This is a genomic window from Streptomyces sp. 63XJN7_1_ISO-PGPR-S23-121, assembly GCF_056173025.1.
In genome coordinates this window covers 909,449-925,679 of sequence record NZ_CM149653.1, presented here as the reverse complement: position 1 = coordinate 925,679, position 16,231 = coordinate 909,449, and the positions used below count along the sequence as shown (strand labels likewise).

Annotated in this window: 15 protein-coding genes; 10 read left to right on the top strand and 5 right to left on the bottom strand. The window is 73.2% G+C overall.

What is annotated here, in order from left to right:
• Nucleotides 1–82 precede the first annotated feature (82 nt).
• The gene (locus AC0VYN_RS04365) at nucleotides 83–1,066 is read right to left on the bottom strand and encodes a DeoR/GlpR family DNA-binding transcription regulator (protein WP_475534855.1); all 984 of its coding nucleotides are present in this window, start codon (nucleotides 1,064–1,066) and stop codon (nucleotides 83–85) included.
• Between the two features lie 168 nt (nucleotides 1,067–1,234).
• Nucleotides 1,235–2,683, bottom strand: coding sequence for an NAD(P)H-quinone dehydrogenase (locus AC0VYN_RS04360; RefSeq protein WP_475534854.1), 1,449 nt, complete (start codon nucleotides 2,681–2,683; stop codon nucleotides 1,235–1,237).
• Between the two features lie 85 nt (nucleotides 2,684–2,768).
• On the opposite strand from AC0VYN_RS04360, the gene AC0VYN_RS04355 reads away from it, so the two are divergent.
• From AC0VYN_RS04355 to AC0VYN_RS04345, 3 genes are all read left to right on the top strand, one after another.
• A complete protein-coding gene (locus AC0VYN_RS04355; RefSeq protein ID WP_385472350.1) occupies nucleotides 2,769–3,206 on the top strand; it encodes a gamma-glutamylcyclotransferase family protein in 438 nt (145 codons plus the stop codon).
• A 94-nt stretch (nucleotides 3,207–3,300) separates the two neighbouring features.
• Nucleotides 3,301–4,125 (top strand): purine-nucleoside phosphorylase, encoded by an 825-nt coding sequence (locus AC0VYN_RS04350; RefSeq protein ID WP_385472347.1) that lies wholly within the window; start codon nucleotides 3,301–3,303, stop codon nucleotides 4,123–4,125.
• A 559-nt stretch (nucleotides 4,126–4,684) separates the two neighbouring features.
• The gene (locus AC0VYN_RS04345) at nucleotides 4,685–6,355 is read left to right on the top strand and encodes a phospho-sugar mutase (RefSeq protein WP_475534853.1); all 1,671 of its coding nucleotides are present in this window, start codon (nucleotides 4,685–4,687) and stop codon (nucleotides 6,353–6,355) included.
• A 168-nt stretch (nucleotides 6,356–6,523) separates the two neighbouring features.
• Here the strand turns inward: AC0VYN_RS04345 and AC0VYN_RS04340 are convergent, their stop codons facing one another.
• On the bottom strand, nucleotides 6,524–7,258 hold the full coding sequence (locus AC0VYN_RS04340) for a PH domain-containing protein (protein WP_475534852.1): 735 nt from the start codon (nucleotides 7,256–7,258) through the stop codon (nucleotides 6,524–6,526).
• 148 nt (nucleotides 7,259–7,406) lie between these two features.
• On the opposite strand from AC0VYN_RS04340, the gene deoC reads away from it, so the two are divergent.
• From deoC to AC0VYN_RS04325, 3 genes are read left to right on the top strand one after another with little or no spacing between them, the layout of a single operon-like run.
• Nucleotides 7,407–8,390 (top strand): deoxyribose-phosphate aldolase, encoded by a 984-nt coding sequence (gene deoC, locus AC0VYN_RS04335; protein WP_385471677.1) that lies wholly within the window; start codon nucleotides 7,407–7,409, stop codon nucleotides 8,388–8,390.
• A 12-nt stretch (nucleotides 8,391–8,402) separates the two neighbouring features.
• Nucleotides 8,403–9,848 (top strand): aldehyde dehydrogenase family protein, encoded by a 1,446-nt coding sequence (locus tag AC0VYN_RS04330; RefSeq protein ID WP_475536811.1) that lies wholly within the window; start codon nucleotides 8,403–8,405, stop codon nucleotides 9,846–9,848.
• Entirely contained in the window at nucleotides 9,841–10,731 is an 891-nt protein-coding gene (locus AC0VYN_RS04325; protein WP_475534851.1) for an aldehyde dehydrogenase family protein, read from the top strand. Before AC0VYN_RS04330 ends, AC0VYN_RS04325 begins: the two co-directional genes overlap by 8 nt.
• A 114-nt stretch (nucleotides 10,732–10,845) precedes the next feature.
• On the opposite strand, the gene AC0VYN_RS04320 is transcribed toward AC0VYN_RS04325, so the two are convergent.
• Nucleotides 10,846–11,250, bottom strand: coding sequence for a hypothetical protein (locus AC0VYN_RS04320; RefSeq protein WP_475534850.1), 405 nt, complete (start codon nucleotides 11,248–11,250; stop codon nucleotides 10,846–10,848).
• 103 nt (nucleotides 11,251–11,353) lie between these two features.
• Between AC0VYN_RS04320 and AC0VYN_RS04315 the strand changes: the two genes are divergently transcribed.
• Nucleotides 11,354–12,067 (top strand): uridine kinase, encoded by a 714-nt coding sequence (locus AC0VYN_RS04315; RefSeq protein ID WP_475534849.1) that lies wholly within the window; start codon nucleotides 11,354–11,356, stop codon nucleotides 12,065–12,067.
• Nucleotides 12,068–12,270: 203 nt separating this feature from the next.
• Here AC0VYN_RS04315 and AC0VYN_RS04310 read toward each other — a convergent pair whose 3' ends face one another.
• Nucleotides 12,271–13,077, bottom strand: coding sequence for a SigE family RNA polymerase sigma factor (locus tag AC0VYN_RS04310; protein WP_475534848.1), 807 nt, complete (start codon nucleotides 13,075–13,077; stop codon nucleotides 12,271–12,273).
• 224 nt (nucleotides 13,078–13,301) lie between these two features.
• Between AC0VYN_RS04310 and afsQ1 the strand changes: the two genes are divergently transcribed.
• The 3 genes from afsQ1 to AC0VYN_RS04295 are packed head-to-tail and all read left to right on the top strand — an operon-like array spanning nucleotide 13,302 to nucleotide 16,197.
• The gene (afsQ1, locus tag AC0VYN_RS04305; RefSeq protein WP_385471655.1) at nucleotides 13,302–13,979 is read left to right on the top strand and encodes a two-component system response regulator AfsQ1; all 678 of its coding nucleotides are present in this window, start codon (nucleotides 13,302–13,304) and stop codon (nucleotides 13,977–13,979) included.
• Nucleotides 13,976–15,586, top strand: a complete 1,611-nt coding sequence (locus AC0VYN_RS04300; protein ID WP_475534847.1) for an ATP-binding protein — start codon at nucleotides 13,976–13,978, stop codon at nucleotides 15,584–15,586. Before afsQ1 ends, AC0VYN_RS04300 begins: the two co-directional genes overlap by 4 nt.
• Nucleotides 15,586–16,197 (top strand): hypothetical protein, encoded by a 612-nt coding sequence (locus AC0VYN_RS04295; protein ID WP_475534846.1) that lies wholly within the window; start codon nucleotides 15,586–15,588, stop codon nucleotides 16,195–16,197. The genes AC0VYN_RS04300 and AC0VYN_RS04295 overlap by 1 nt, the downstream gene beginning before the upstream one ends.
• Nucleotides 16,198–16,231 lie beyond the last annotated feature (34 nt).

Below are 16,231 nucleotides of genomic sequence, written 5' to 3'. Positions count from 1 at the left end.
ACCGGGGCGCCCGGCGGACCGTCTCGCACGGTCCGCCGGGCGCCCCGCCGTTCACGGGGGACGCGACGGACCGTGGGGGCCCTCAGCGCCGGCGCAGGTCCGCGACCCGGGCCCGTTCGGTCCCGGCGCTCTGCTCGCCGAGTGCCGCGGCCGTGCGCAGCGCCGGCCCCGCGCCGGGGACCTGACGGCGCGGCCCGGGCAGCGGCACGTCCCGGCGCTGCGGACGCGCCGGGGCGGTGTCAGCCCCGGCGGTCTGGGGGTTTCCCGCGCCGCCCGCACCCCCCGACGCCCCGGCCACGGCGATCTGCACGCCCTGGTCGGCCAGGGCCTGGAGCTCGGTGGCCGCACGGTCGTCGTGGCCGGGCGGCTCGTCCGTCACCAGGCGGGTGATGAGCTCCGTCGGCACGGTCTGGAACATGGTGTCCGTGCCCAGCTTGGAGTGGTCGGCGAGGACGACGACCTCGCCCGCGGCCTGCACCAGCGCGCGGTCGACGGACGCGGACAGCATGTTGGACGTGGACAGGCCCCGCTCCGCGGTCAGGCCGCTCCCGGACAGGAAGGCCCTGGACACCCGCAGCCCCTGGAGGGACTGCTCGGCACCGCTGCCGACCAGGGCGTAGTTGGATCCCCGCAGGGTGCCGCCGGTCATCACGACCTCGACCCGGTTGGCGTGGGCGAGGACCTGGGCGACCAGGAGCGAGTTGGTGACGACGGTCAGCCCGGGCACCCGCGCGAGCCGGCGCGCCAGCTCCTGGGTCGTGGTCCCCGCCCCCACCACGATGGCCTCGCCCTCTTCGACGAGGCCCGCGGCGAGGTCGGCGATGGCCGTCTTCTCGGCGGTCGCGAGATGGGACTTCTGCGGAAAGCCGGATTCTCGCGTGAATCCGCCCGGCAGTACCGCACCGCCGTGCCGGCGGTCGAGGAGTCCTTCTGCCTCCAGCGCGCGCACGTCCCGCCGTACGGTCACTTCGGAGGTCTGGACGACGCGGGCGAGCTCACGGAGCGACACGGCCCCGTTCGCTCGCACCATTTCGAGGATCAATTGGCGACGTTCTGCAGCGAACACGAAACTGACAGTAACCCCAACGACCGTCTGCTTTCAGCAGTATGCGCCGAATAACAGAAGTTGTTCGCACCGTAGGGACAGGAGTGGTATACACGCCTACTCCGGCCGCCTATGCCACCCGCAGGATCCGCGACTCCCCGTGACCGGCGGGGAGTGGATTCCGGCCGCCTAGCCCTCTCCGTTGGTCTTCCGGGTGTGCAGTTGCCGCGCGACCTCGGCGATCGATCCCGAGAGCGAGGGGTAGACGGTGAAGGCGTTGGCGATCTGCTCGACCGTCAGGTTGTTGTCGACCGCGATGGAGATGGGATGGATGAGCTCCGAGGCGCGCGGTGCCACGACCACGCCGCCGACCACGATCTCGGTGCCCGGCCGGCAGAAGATCTTGACGAAGCCGTCCCGGATGCCCTGCATCTTGGCGCGCGGGTTGCGCAGCAGCGGCAGCTTCACCACGCGGGCGTCGATCTTGCCGGCGTCGACTTCGGCCTGCGAGTACCCGACCGTGGCGATCTCGGGGTCGGTGAAGACGTTGGCGGAGACGGTCTTGAGGTTGAGCGGGGTGACCGCGTCGCCGAGGAAGTGGTACATGGCGATGCGGCCCTGCATCGCGGCCACCGAGGCGAGGGCGAACACGCCGGTGACGTCGCCGGCGGCGTAGACGCCGGGAGCCGAGGTGCGCGAGACCCGGTCGGTGCGGATGTGCCCGGAGTCCTTGAGCTTGACCCCGGCCTCCTCCAGACCCATGCCCTCGGTGTTGGGGATGGCGCCGACGGCCATCAGGCAGTGCGACCCGGTGATGACGCGCCCGTCGGCCAGCGTCACCTCCACCCGGTCCCCGACCCGCTTGGCGGACTGGGCCCGCGACCGCGCCATGACGTTCATGCCGCGGCGCCGGAACACGTCCTCCAGGACGGCGGCGGCGTCCGGGTCCTCGCCGGGCAGCACGCGGTCGCGCGACGACACGAGGGTCACCTTGGACCCCAGCGCCTGGTAGGCACCGGCGAACTCGGCACCGGTGACACCGGATCCGACGACGATGAGCTCTTCCGGCAGCTCCTCCAGGTCGTAGACCTGGGTCCAGTTGAGGATCCGCTCACCGTCGGGGCGCGCGTCGGGCAGCTCCCGCGGGTGCCCGCCGGTCGCGATGAGCACCGCGTCCGCGGTCAGCGTCTCCTCGCTCCCGTCGGCGGCCCGCACCACGACCTTGCGCGACCCGTCGAGCGCCTGCATGCCCTCCAGCCGGCCGCGCCCGCGCATCACCCGCGCACCGGCGCGCGTCACGGAGGCGGTGATGTCGTGCGACTGGGCGAGCGCGAGCCGCTTCACGCGCCGGTTGACCTTGCCCAGGTCCACGCCGACCACGCGGGCGGCCTGCTCCATGGGCGGGGTGTCGTCGGCGACGATGATCCCCAGCTCCTCGTACGAGGAGTCGAAGGTGGTCATCACCTCGGCCGTGGCGATGAGGGTCTTGGACGGCACGCAGTCGGTCAGCACCGACGCCCCGCCCAGGCCGTCGCAGTCGACGACGGTCACCTCCGCGCCGAGCTGTGCGGCCACGAGCGCCGCTTCGTATCCGCCGGGTCCGCCACCGATGATCACGATCCGAGTCACGTACTCCATTGTCCCGTACCGCTCGACGAGGGGCCGCCCGGGGGCACGTCTGTGACGAGAGCGACTCGCGGGACGCCTGCCGTACGCTCTCCCCATGTCGCTCTACGCCGCATACGCGGGCAACCTCGACGCGCGGTTGATGACCCGCCGCGCCCCTCACTCGCCGCTGCGCGCCACCGGCTGGCTGAACGGGTGGCGGCTGACCTTCGGGGGCGAGCACATGGGCTGGGAGGGCGCGCTGGCGACCCTGGTCGAGGACCCGGTCTCCCAGGTCTTCGTGGCCCTGTACGACGTCGCCCCGATGGACGAGGACTCGCTCGACCGCTGGGAGGGCGTGGGCCTGGACATATACCGCCGCATGCGCGTCCGCGTCCACACCCTGGACGGCGAGGAGGGCGCCTGGACGTACGTCCTGAACGCCTACGAGGGCGGCCTGCCCTCCGCCCGGTACCTGGGCGAGGTGGCCGACGCGGCGGAATCGGCGGGCGCGCCCCACGACTACGTCATGGAGCTGCGCAAGCGCCCCTGCTGAGCGACGGCTTCGTCAGAAATAACAAAACAACAATCCCGATCCCGTGAGCTCCGTCATCTACGCGCGTAGGCGTAAAGCGGCTACCCTCATCGGCGTGAACGCATCTCTTCTTCCGGACGACATCCAGGGCGACCCCTACGCCGCCGCCGACGCCGCCGCGGCCCGCCTGCGCGAACTCACCGGCGCCGAGACCCACGACGTAGCCCTCGTGATGGGCTCCGGCTGGGCACCGGCCGTGGACGCCCTGGGCGACCCCGAGGCGGATCTCCAGGTCACCGACCTGCCGGGCTTTCCCAAGCCCGCAGTGGAGGGGCACGGCGGCAGGATCCGCTCGTACTCCATCGGCGACAAGCGCGCGCTGGTCTTCCTGGGCCGCACCCACTACTACGAGGGCCACGGCGTCGCCGCCGTCTCCCACGGCGTCCGCACGGCCGTCGCCGCCGGCGCCAAGACGATCATCCTGACCAACGGCTGCGGCGGCCTCCGCGAGGGCATGCGCCCCGGCCAGCCGGTCCTGATCAGCGACCACATCAACCTCACCGCGACCTCCCCGATCGTCGGCGCGAACTTCGTGGACCTGACCGACCTCTACTCGCCGCGCCTGCGCGCCCTGTGCAAGGAGGTCGACCCCACGCTGGAGGAGGGCGTCTACGCCCAGTTCCCCGGCCCGCACTACGAGACGCCGGCGGAGATCCGCATGGCGCGCGTCATCGGCGCCGACCTGGTCGGCATGTCGACGGTCCTGGAGGCGATCGCCGCCCGCGAGGCCGGCGCGGAGGTGCTGGGCATCTCGCTGGTGACCAACCTGGCGGCGGGCATGACGGGCGAGCCCCTCAACCACGAGGAGGTCCTCCAGGCGGGCCGCGACTCGGCGACGCGGATGGGTGCGCTGCTGACGCGGGTGCTGGGCCGGCTGTAACCCGGGGTACGGGGCGCCGCGCCCGGTCTCGTGGCGCGGCGCCCTCGACTCACCCGGCGCGATGGCTGACCGGGGGTGGGTCGCGTAGCCCGGCGCTACGGGGTGCCCGCCCCGGCGGCACGACTGCCCGCAGCCGGGGCGAGCGGCGCGACGGCCCGCAGCCGGGGCGAGCGGCGCGACGGCCCGCAGCCGGGAGGGCGCAGCGGGACGGCCGATGGCCGCGTACGGCGGGAAGGGGACGGGTCGGGGGGTGTCCGCCCGCAGCGGTTGGCGCGTCAACGCCGACCACTTCCGTGGCCGACCGATTCCGCGCCGTTCCGAGGACGGACACCTCCCGGCCCCGCCCCGACCCACAGACCACGCACCGCGCTACGCGCACCCCACCGAACCCGCACAGGCCGCCGCAGGCACCGCCCGCCCCCACCGCCGGAGGCCCCGGCACCCCCACCCAACCCGCCACAGGCCGCCGCAGGCATCCCGCACCCCCACCGAACCGCCACAGGCCGCCGCAGGCACGACGCACGACCCACCGACCACACGACACGAAGGGCTGACCGACGTGCACGACGACCTCCTCGCACGGGCCAGGGCATGGCTGGCCGAGGACCCCGACCCGGACACCCGCGCGGAGCTCGCCGGGCTCATCGACGCCGAGGACCACGCCGAGCTCACCGCGCGCTTCGCCGGCACCCTCCAGTTCGGCACCGCGGGCCTGCGGGGCGAACTGGGCGCCGGCCCGATGCGCATGAACCGCGCCGTCGTCATCCGGGCCGCCGCCGGCCTCGCCGCGTACCTCAAGAAGCAGGGCACCCCCCACGGGGACGACACGGCCGGCCTCGTCGTCATCGGCTACGACGCCCGCCACAAGTCCGCCGACTTCGCCCGCGACACCGCCGCCGTCATGACCGGCGCCGGCCTGCGCGCCGCCGTCCTCCCCCGCCCCCTCCCCACCCCCGTCCTCGCCTTCGCCATCCGGCACCTGGGCGCGGTCGCCGGCGTCGAGGTCACCGCCAGCCACAACCCGCCCCGTGACAACGGCTACAAGGTCTACCTCGGCGACGGCTCCCAGATCGTGCCCCCCGCCGACGCCGGCATCGCCGCGGAGATCGACGCGGTGCGCTCCCTGCACGACGTCCCCCGCCCCGAGTCCGGCTGGCAGACCCTGGACGACTCCGTCCTGGACGCCTACCTCGCCCGCACGGACGCCGTCCTGGCCCCCGGCTCCCCGCGCACCGCCCGCACCGTCTACACGGCGATGCACGGCGTCGGCACGGAAACCCTCCTCGCGGCCTTCGCCCGCGCCGGCTTCCCCGCCCCCGACCTCGTCGCCGAGCAGGCCGAGCCCGACCCGGACTTCCCGACCGTCGCCTTCCCCAACCCGGAAGAGCCCGGCGCGATGGACCTGGCCTTCGCCAAGGCCCGCGAGACCGGACCCGACCTGGTCATCGCCAACGACCCGGACGCCGACCGCTGCGCCGTCGCGGTCCACGACGGCACCGACTGGCGCATGCTCCGCGGCGACGAGGTCGGCGCGCTCCTCGCCGCCCACCTGGTCTCCCGCGGAGCGCACGGCACGTTCGCCGAGTCGATCGTCTCCTCCTCCCTCCTCGGCCGTATCGCGGAGAAGGCGGGCCTGCCGTACGAGGAGACCCTCACCGGCTTCAAGTGGATCGCCCGCGTGGAGAACATCCGCTACGGCTACGAGGAGGCCCTCGGCTACTGCGTCGACCCCGACGGCGTCCGAGACAAGGACGGCATCACCGCGGCGCTGCTGATCACGGAACTGGCCTCCGTCCTCAAGGCGACCGCGTCCGACAGCGGCTCCGCCGCGGGCCGCACCCTCCTCGACCTCCTCGACGACCTCGCCGTCGAGCACGGCCTGCACGCCACCGACCAGCTCTCGGTCCGCGTCGAGGACCTCTCCCTGATCGCCGCTGCGATGCGGCGCCTGCGGGAGCAGCCGCCCGCCCGGCTCGCCGGTCTGGCGGTCACGAAGGCCGAGGACCTCACCCGGGGCACGGGCACGCTCCCGCCCACGGACGGCCTGCGCTACACGCTCGACGGCGCCCGGGTGATCGTCCGCCCGAGCGGCACGGAGCCCAAGCTGAAGTGCTACCTGGAGGTCGTCGTCCCGGTCGCCGGGCACGCCGGCCTCCCCGCGGCCCGCGCGAAGGCGACGGAGCTGCTGACGGCACTGAAGCGGGACCTCTCGGCAGCGGCGGGCATCTGACGAAGTCTCCCCGCGCACCGCGCACCCGACGGGGTGCCCCCACCCGGGGGCACCCCGTCGGGTGCTTAACCGAGACCGAGACCGAGGCCGGTGGAGGCGCAGGCGCGGCAGGAAGGCCGGGTTCTGGCGTTCAGGCCGGTACCGCGGCCGCCCCGTGGCCGACCGGCCTCACCCCACGGCCAGCAGCACCGCCAGCAGCACGGCCCCGGCCACCGTCGGCGCGATGATCTCGTAGGCCCAGCGGACGCCGACCCCGCCCTGCGCGGCACCGTCCTCGTCCCGGGCTGCGCCGGCCTCCTCCCGGGCGGCGCCGGCCGGCTCCGAGGCCCGCGCCTCACGCGCCTCGAGCAGTGCGCGCAACTCGTCCATCGCCTGGTCGCCCTCCGACCGTACCGGCCCGTCCGGCAGGGCCCCGGGGCCGCCGCGGCCGCCGGTCAGCCCGCCGAGGCCGCCGCGCCCGCGGGTGTCCCCGGCCTGGCGCCGGTCCTCCCGCTGGGCCGCCTTCTTGCGTGCCCGCAGCGAGACGGGGATGGCCCACAGCTGGTACTTGGTGCCGGACCGGGCCACGACCTCGTTGGAGTAGCCCGACCGCAGCGTGGCGACCTGGTCCCAGGGCAGTACGACGACGCGGAGCGGGTTGCGGACGCGCAGCCGCTCCTCGTTGGCGAAGACGGCCGGCCGCACCGTGAAGGCGGCGCCGAGCGGCACGACGAGCAGCATGAGGGCGAGCGCCGTCCACGGGGTGTTCCCCTCCCCCGAGACCACCGCGTCGATGCCGAGCCAGAAGACGAGGGCGAGCAGCAGGACGCCGCCGGCGATGCCCCCGAGCGAGCGGTAGACCCGGTCCTTGGACGCGGGTTCCGGTGGCTGGGGCGCGGGTGACTGGGGCTCCGGGGTCGTCATGGTGCAGATTGTGCCCGACGTCCCGTGCGCCCCTCGGCCGCGGTGCCGGTCGGCGGCCCGGGCGACCCCCGGCCGCGGTGCGGGCCGACGGGACGGGCGCCGGGGACTGTACAGCCGCTACGCGCGTAGATATGCTCGTCTGGTGACCATGCCCACCACTGCATCCGCTGCACCCGTTGCATCCGCTGCGTCCTCTCACGGACTCACGGACGTCACCGCGTCCGACAGCACGCTGCGCCGCTTCCTCCACGGGCTGCCCGGCGTCGACGCGGTCGGCCTGGAGGCGCGCGCCGCCTCGCTCGGCACCCGTTCCATCAAGACCACCGCGAAGGCGTACGCGCTCGACCTGGCCATCTCCATGGTCGACCTGACGACGCTGGAAGGCGCGGACACCCCGGGCAAGGTCCGGGCGCTCGGCGCCAAGGCGGTCCGCCCCGATCCGACGGACCGGACGAGCCCCGCCACGGCGGCCGTCTGCGTCTATCCCGACATGGTGCCCGTCGCCAAGGAGGCCGTCGCCGGTTCGGGCGTCAAGGTCGCCTCGGTCGCCACGGCGTTCCCGGCGGGCCGCGCCTCGCTGGCCGTCAAGCTGGCCGACGTCCGCGAGGCCGTCGCGGCGGGTGCCGACGAGGTCGACATGGTCATCGACCGCGGGGCCTTCCTCGCGGGGAACTACCTGAAGGTGTACGACGAGATCGTCGCCGTGAAGGAGGCCTGCGGGACGTCCGCCCGCCTGAAGGTCATCTTCGAGACCGGCGAGCTGTCGACGTACGACAACATCCGCCGCGCGAGCTGGCTCGGCATGCTGGCGGGCGCCGACTTCATCAAGACGTCCACCGGCAAGGTCGCCGTCAACGCCACCCCGTCCAACACCCTCCTGATGCTGGAGGCGGTCCGCGACTTCCGCGCGCAGACGGGCGTCCAGGTCGGCGTCAAGCCGGCCGGCGGCATCCGCACCGCGAAGGACGCGATCAAGTTCCTGGTCCTGGTCAACGAGACGGCGGGCGAGGACTGGCTGGACAACCACTGGTTCCGCTTCGGCGCCTCCTCGCTGCTGAACGACCTGCTGATGCAGCGCCAGAAGCTGGCCACCGGCCGCTACTCCGGACCCGACTACGTGACGGTGGACTGAGACCCCATGACCATGGAAAAGCAGACCTCTGCATTCGAGTACGCGCCGGCGCCCGAGTCGCGCGCGGTCGTCGACATCGCCCCGTCGTACGGCCTGTTCATCGACGGCGAGTTCACCGAGGCGGCCGACGGCAAGGTCTTCAAGACCGTGTCCCCCTCCAGCGAGGAGGTCCTCTCCGAGGTCGCCGAGGCCGGCGAGGCGGACGTCGACCGTGCGGTGAAGGCCGCCCGCAGGGCCTTCGAGAAGTGGTCGGCGCTGCCCGGCTCCGAGCGCGCCAAGTACCTGTTCCGCATCGCCCGGATCATCCAGGAGCGCAGCCGTGAGCTGGCCGTCCTGGAGACCCTGGACAACGGCAAGCCGATCCGGGAGACCCGCGACGCGGACCTGCCCCTGGTCGCCGCGCACTTCTTCTACTACGCGGGCTGGGCCGACAAGCTCGACCACGCCGGCTTCGGTGCCGACCCGAGGCCGCTGGGCGTGGCCGGCCAGGTCATCCCGTGGAACTTCCCGCTCCTGATGCTGGCGTGGAAGATCGCCCCGGCGCTCGCGACGGGCAACACGGTCGTCCTGAAGCCCGCCGAGACGACCCCCCTGTCGGCCCTGTTCTTCGCGGACATCTGCCGTCAGGCCGGGCTCCCCAGGGGTGTCGTCAACATCGTCACCGGTGACGGCCGCGCCGGTGCCGCGCTGACCGCGCACCCCGACGTGAACAAGGTCGCCTTCACCGGCTCCACGGCCGTCGGCAAGGAGATCGCGCGCACGGTCGCGGGCACCCGCAAGAAGCTCACGCTCGAACTGGGCGGCAAGGGCGCCAACATCGTCTTCGACGACGCCCCGATCGACCAGGCCGTCGAGGGCATCGTCACCGGCATCTTCTTCAACCAGGGCCAGGTCTGCTGCGCGGGCTCGCGCCTCCTCGTCCAGGAGTCGATCCACGACGAGCTGCTGGACTCCCTCAAGCGCCGCCTGTCCACGCTGCGCCTTGGCGACCCGCTGGACAAGAACACCGACATCGGCGCGATCAACTCCGCCGAGCAGCTCGCCCGGATCACCGCGCTCGCCGACCAGGGCGAGGCGGAGGGCGCCGAGCGCTGGTCGCCGTCCTGCGAACTGCCCTCGGCCGGCTACTGGTTCGCGCCGACCCTCTTCACCCACGTCACCCAGGCGCACACCATCGCCCGCGACGAGATCTTCGGTCCGGTGCTGTCGGTCCTCACCTTCCGCACCCCGGACGAGGCGGTCGCCAAGGCGAACAACACGCAGTACGGGCTGTCGGCGGGCATCTGGACCGAGAAGGGCTCCCGGATCCTGGCCGTCGCGAACAAGCTGCGCGCGGGCGTCGTCTGGTCCAACACGTTCAACAAGTTCGACCCGACCTCGCCGTTCGGCGGCTACAAGGAGTCGGGCTTCGGCCGCGAGGGCGGCCGCCACGGCCTGGAGGCGTACCTCGATGTCTGACGCACGACTGTCGGTGTTCAAGACCTACAAGCTGTACGTGGGCGGGAAGTTCCCGCGTTCCGAGAGCGGCCGGGTGTACGAGGTGACAGACGCGAAGGGCACGTGGCTGGCGAACGCCCCGCTCTCCTCCCGCAAGGACGCTCGGGACGCGGTGGTCGCCGCGCGCAAGGCGTTCGGCGGCTGGTCCGGCGCGACGGCGTACAACCGCGGCCAGATCCTGTACCGGATCGCCGAGATGCTGGAGGGGCGGCGCGACCAGTACGTCGCCGAGGTCGCCGGCGCCGAGGGCCTGTCGAAGTCGAAGGCGGCGGCGCAGGTCGACGCCGCGATCGACCGCTGGGTCTGGTACGCGGGCTGGACCGACAAGATCGCCCAGGTGGTCGGCGGCGGGAACCCGGTCGCGGGCCCGTTCTTCAACCTCTCCTCCCCGGAGCCGACCGGCGTCGTCGCCGTCCTCGCCCCGCAGGAGTCCTCCTTCCTGGGCCTGGTCTCGGTCGTCGCCCCGGTCGTCGCCACCGGCAACACGGCGGTGGTGATCGCGAGCGAGAAGGCCCCGCTCCCGGCCCTCTCCCTCGGCGAGGTCCTGGCGACCTCCGACCTCCCCGGCGGCGTGGTCAACGTCCTGTCCGGCCGTACGGCGGAGATCGCGGCGCCGCTGGCCGCCCACCAGGACGTCAACGCGATCGACCTCGCGGGCGCCGACGAGGCGCTGGCGAAGGAACTGGAGATCGCGGCGGCGGACAACCTGAAGCGCGTCCTGCGTCCACAGCCTGTGGACGACTGGTCGGCGACGCCCGGTATCGACCGCATGACGGCCTTCCTGGAGACCAAGACGGTCTGGCACCCCACGGGTTCGCTGGGCGCCTCGGGTTCCTCGTACTGAGGCACTGAGGCACTGAGGCACCGGGGCGCCCACCTCCCGGGCACCCGCGAGCGAGCCGCGCCCTCCCCCCGTCCGGGGACGGCGCGGCTCCGCGCGTCCCAGGGGCGGCGGCCCTCAGCGCAGCGCCCCGGTCACCCGCCCCACCGCCGGCACGGCGCCGACGGACCGCGCCTGGGCCACCGGCCGGGTCAGCTCCGTCGAGGACACCGGCCGGAAGTCGGCCACCTGCGTGCCGACGCCGTTGTCGAGCGGGTCCACGCCGGTGCCGGCCGGCGGGTTGGGCCTGAGATCGGCGACCGGGCCGGTGGCGAAGCCGACACTGCCGGTCAGCGCCCGCACACCCGCCTGCGGGTCGACGGGGTCCGACGAGGCGACCCGGGGCCGCGCCGGGCCGGCGGCCGGCCCACCGCCGTCCGCGGACGCCGTCGCCGCGCCTGCCGCCAGGGCCGCTGCGGTGGTCGCGAGGACGCCCAGGGCGCGCCGGGCGTTCGGGATGTGGAGGGAGACGTGTCGGGCCATCGCTGCTGCCACCTCATGTCGCCGCGGGGTGCCGCGGGTTGCTTCGGACTACGGTGACAACACCGCGGAGGGTGATCAGGTCACCGCGTGGCGTGGTGGGAGTGTGACGCGCGCTGCAAAGCCGGCCGGCGGGCTCGTACGGCGGCCCGCCGATGCCTCACACTGGTGTCCCGTGACCTCCCATCCGCCCATACCGACGCGAGTCGTGCTGCTCTGCGGCCCCTCCGGCTCCGGCAAGTCCCTCCTCGCCGCCCACTCCGGTCTCCCGGTGCTGCGGCTCGACGACTTCTACAAGGAGGGCACCGACCCGACGCTGCCGCTGGTGGAGGGAAGTTCCGACATCGACTGGGACCACCCCGGCTCGTGGGACGCGGACGCGGCCGTCGCCGCGATCACCGAGCTGTGCCGGTCGGGCCGCACCCAGGTGCCCGTCTACGACATCGCGCTCAGCGCCCGCACCGGCGAGGAGGCGGTCGGCATCGGACGCACCCCGCTGTTCCTGGCGGAGGGCATCTTCGCCGCCGAGATCGTGTCGCGCTGCCGCGAACTGGGCGTCCTGGCCGACGCGTTGTGCCTGAGCCGGGGGCCTCTGACGACGTTCCGCCGACGCTTCCTGCGGGATCTGCGGGAGGGCCGCAAGTCCGTGCCGTTCCTGCTGCGCCGCGGCTGGCGGCTGATGCGCCGGGAACGGTCGATCATCGCCCGGCAGACGGCCCTGGGCGCCCACGCCTGCGACCGGGACGAGGCGATGGGCCGCCTGGCCGCCGCGGCGGCGGGCCGTCGCCCCACGGCCCGTACGACGCGTACGGCGGTGTGACGGACGTACGCGGGGCGCGTACGCAAAAGAGAACGGGACTGGACGGACCCCCCGGCCCTCCAGTCCCGCTTCCTTGTGCTCCCCCGTGTCCCCCCGTGTTCCCCCGTGGTGCTTCCCCGTGAGTAAGAGCCCGGTACTTCCCCCGTGATACACCCGGGCTCCGACTTTTTTTCGGGGATCCCCCCCCGGGTCCCCCCGGACCTTCAGGCGACCAGTTCGCCGAAGGCGTCCTCCCGGTCACGGCCGAAGCTGAGGACCTCGTCCTCGCGCAGCCGGCGCAGGGAGCGCCAGATGCTCGACTTCACCGTGCCGACACTGATGCCGAGGATGTCCGCGATCTCCGGGTCCGTGCGGCCCTCGTAGTAGCGCAGGACCAGCATGGTGCGCTGGAGTTCGGGGAGCCGGGCCAGCGCCTGCCACAGGACCGTGCGCAGTTCGGTGCCGCGCATCGCGTCCGTGTCGCCGGGCGTCTCCGGCAGTTCCTCGGTCGGGTACTCGTTGAGCTTGCGGCGCCGCCAGGCGCTGATGTGCAGGTTGGTCATGGTGCGGCGGAGGTATCCGCCGACCGCCGCCTTGTCACTGATCCGGTCCCACGCCCGGTAGGTCGAGAACAGCGCGCTCTGCAGCAGGTCCTCGGCCTCGAAGCGGTCGCCGGTCAGGTGGTAGGCGGTGGCGTACAGGGAGGCGCGGCGCTCCTGGACGTAGGCGGTGAACTCCGCCTCCGACACCGAACCCCTCTCCCCCGGAACCTCCCCGTACGCCGGTCCCCCGTGCGTCTCCGCCCGGTTCCCCGTGTCCCCCGTGTCCCCCGTGCGTGCGTCGACCACCGTCATGCAGGCGGTGTGCTGACGCCCGGTGCCGCGAGCGCACCCCCGCCCTCCCCCACGCTCGAATCCGCTCACGCGGGATGGGCCCCCATCAGCACCGGACTTCTCGGAACCCCGGTGTGCGTGCACGTCGTGCAGACGCGTGACCACTGCGCTGGTGCTGGTGCCCTTCAGCGTGTTCATCTCGCGCCCCCCGTCGTGGACTTCCGGTGTTCGGACTGCTGTGTTGCCTGTGCCGAGAAGCCTGCCGGGCCGACTTCATGGCCGTGTCCGCCGACTGTCACAGACCTGTCACAGGGGCCGGCCACGGTTGCGTCACGGATCCTTCACAGGCCCCGTCGGCAGGTGGGGACCCCATCCGGGCCCGCGGGTCGAACCCCGGCCCCTCCATGGGCCAGAATGAGCCCGTGCCTTCCCTGTTGCTGATCGAGGACGACGACGCCATCCGGACGGCCCTGGAGCTCTCTCTGACGCGCCAGGGTCACCGCGTGGCGACCGCTGCCAGTGGTGAGGACGGTCTGAAGCTGCTGCGCGAGCAGCGGCCGGATCTGATCGTGCTGGACGTGATGCTGCCCGGCATCGACGGTTTCGAGGTGTGCCGGCGCATCCGGCGCACCGACCAGCTGCCGATCATCCTGCTGACCGCGCGCAACGACGACATCGACGTGGTCGTCGGCCTGGAGTCGGGCGCCGACGACTACGTCGTCAAACCCGTGCAGGGCCGCGTGCTGGACGCCCGCATCCGGGCCGTGCTGCGGCGCGGGGAGCGGGAGTCGAACGACTCGGCGAGCTTCGGCAGCCTCGTCATCGACCGGTCCGCGATGACCGTGACGAAGAACGGCGAGGACCTCCAGCTCACCCCGACCGAGCTGCGGCTGCTGCTCGAGCTGAGCCGGCGGCCGGGGCAGGCGCTGTCGCGGCAGCAGCTGCTGCGGCTGGTGTGGGAGCACGACTACCTCGGTGACTCGCGGCTCGTGGACGCCTGCGTGCAGCGGCTGCGCGCCAAGGTCGAGGACGTGCCGTCGTCGCCGACCCTGATCCGTACCGTGCGGGGTGTCGGCTACCGGCTGGATCCGCCTCAGTGACACAGGAACACCGGGGGGGCTCGCGCGGCTGGACCGCGACGCGCAAGGGAGTCCGCTCGCGGCTGCGCCTCACCAGCCTGCGCCTGCGGCTGGTCCTCGTCTTCGGTCTGGTCGCGCTCACCGCCGCCGTGTCGGCGTCCGGCATCGCGTACTGGCTGAACCGCGAGGCGGTGCTCACCCGTACCCAGGACGCCGTGCTGCGCGACTTCGAGCAGGAGATGCGGAACCGGGCGGGTGCGCTGCCCGCGCGCCCCACGCAGGACGAGGTGCAGCGCACCGCCGGGCAGATGGCCAGCAGCAGTCAGCGCTTCGGGGTGCTGCTCGTCGCCCTGAACGCCGACGGCGAGGCCGTGTACGGCAGTTCCGGCGGGCTCGGCGGGTTCTCGCTGTCCGACGTGCCCGAGTCGCTGCGCACCGCGGTGAACAAGGAGCAGAAGGTCTCGTCGGCCAACAAGTACCCGTACCACCTGTACTGGCAGCGGGTCGTGGAGGACGGCACGCCCTATCTCGTGGCCGGTTCGAAGGTGATCGGCGGCGGACCGACCGGTTACATGTTCAAGTCGCTGGAGCCCGAGGCCAAGGACCTGAACTCGCTGGCCTGGTCGCTGGGCATCGCGACCGGGCTCGCGCTGCTCGGGTCCGCGCTGCTCGCCCAGGCCCTGGCCACGACCGTGCTGAAGCCGGTGCACCGGCTCGGGGTCGCGGCGCGACGGCTCGGCGAGGGCAGGCTGGACACCCGGCTGCGCGTCTCGGGCACCGACGAACTGGCGGATCTTTCGCGGACGTTCAACAGCGCGGCGGAGGCGCTGGAGAAGCGGGTCGCGGACATGGCGGACCGGGAGCAGGCCTCACGGCGCTTCGTGGCGGACATGAGCCACGAGCTGCGGACGCCGCTGACGGCCATCACCGCCGTCACGGAGGTGCTGGAGGACGAGCTGGAGTTCGAGGGCGGCGGCATCGACCCGATGGTCGAACCGGCCGTACGGCTGGTGGTCAGCGAGACCCGGCGCCTGAACGACCTCGTGGAGAACCTGATGGAGGTCACCCGCTTCGACGCGGGCACCGCCCGGCTGGTCCTGGACGACGTCGACGTGGCCGACCAGATCACCGCCTGCATGGACGCCCGCGCCTGGCTGGACGCCGTCGACCTGGACGCCGAGCGCGGCATCCACGCCCGACTCGACCCGCGCCGGCTGGACGTCATCCTGGCCAACCTCGTCGGCAACGCGCTCAAGCACGGCGGGTCGCCGGTGCGGGTGTCGGTGACGCGGGCGGACGACGAGATCGTCATCCGGGTGCGGGACCACGGCCCCGGCATCCCCGAGGACGTGCTGCCGCACGTCTTCGACCGCTTCTACAAGGCCAGCGCCTCCCGGCCCCGCTCCGAGGGCAGCGGGCTCGGCCTGTCCATCGCCCTGGAGAACGCCCACATCCACGGCGGCGGGATCACCGCCGAGAACTCCCCCGAGGGCGGCGCGGTGTTCACGCTGCGGCTGCCGCAGGACGCGTCGGTGCCCGCGGAGGAGGACGCCGGGGAGGCCCCGGCGGGCGACGGGACCGGGGACGCGGGCCGGGAGCCCGGCAAGGACGCGAAGGGACAGGCCTGATGACCGTACGCCGCCTGCCGGCGCTTCCCCTGCTGGCCGTGCTGGCCGTGCTGCTCACCGGGTGCGGGATACGCGCCACGGAGGTGCCGACGGACTACGGCCCCGCGCCGTCGCGGGTGCGCTGCTCGCTCGCCGAGCCGGACGGGCCGGCCGGGGCCACGCCGGGCCTGCCCGTGCGGGTCTCCCTGCTGTGCGGCTCCTCGCTGGTGAGCGTGGACCGGACGGTGCGGGTCCCGGACGGCGCCGCGGACTCCGCGCGCCGGGTCCTGATCGCCCAGGGGCTGCTGGACCAGCTCGCCGCGCCGCCGTCGGCCGCGGAGAAGGAGGCCGGGTACACCACGGACATACGCGCCGGCGTCACCGTGAAGGGGCCCCGCCCCGGCGACCCGGAGGACACCCTGCGGCTCGGCATCGCGCCCGGCGACCTCGCCTCGTACGCCCTCGCCCAGGTGGTCTGCACCTTCTCCGACTCGGCCGCGGCCGAGGGCGACGGTTCCGTGATCCTGGCCGGGCCCGACGACCGGGCCCCGCGCCGCTACACCTGCACGGACGAGGTCCGCGCCCGGCCGGGCAGCAACGAGCCGCCGTCCCGGGCGGTCTCCGGCGGGTGACGCCGGGCCCGGGGCCCGTGTGGCGCAGGACTCA

Excerpts from the sequence above, each read along its gene's own strand:
- AC0VYN_RS04360 (WP_475534854.1), bottom strand. The coding sequence starts at position 2,683 with ATGGAGTACGTGACTCGGATCGTGATCATCGGTGGCGGACCCGGCGGA.
- AC0VYN_RS04355 (WP_385472350.1), top strand. The coding sequence starts at position 2,769 with ATGTCGCTCTACGCCGCATACGCGGGCAACCTCGACGCGCGGTTGATG.
- AC0VYN_RS04340 (WP_475534852.1), bottom strand. The coding sequence starts at position 7,258 with ATGACGACCCCGGAGCCCCAGTCACCCGCGCCCCAGCCACCGGAACCC.
- deoC (WP_385471677.1), top strand. The coding sequence starts at position 7,407 with ATGCCCACCACTGCATCCGCTGCACCCGTTGCATCCGCTGCGTCCTCT.
- AC0VYN_RS04330 (WP_475536811.1), top strand. The coding sequence starts at position 8,403 with ATGGAAAAGCAGACCTCTGCATTCGAGTACGCGCCGGCGCCCGAGTCG.
- AC0VYN_RS04325 (WP_475534851.1), top strand. The coding sequence starts at position 9,841 with ATGTCTGACGCACGACTGTCGGTGTTCAAGACCTACAAGCTGTACGTG.
- AC0VYN_RS04320 (WP_475534850.1), bottom strand. The coding sequence starts at position 11,250 with ATGGCCCGACACGTCTCCCTCCACATCCCGAACGCCCGGCGCGCCCTG.
- AC0VYN_RS04310 (WP_475534848.1), bottom strand. The coding sequence starts at position 13,077 with ATGAACACGCTGAAGGGCACCAGCACCAGCGCAGTGGTCACGCGTCTG.
- AC0VYN_RS04295 (WP_475534846.1), top strand. The coding sequence starts at position 15,586 with ATGACCGTACGCCGCCTGCCGGCGCTTCCCCTGCTGGCCGTGCTGGCC.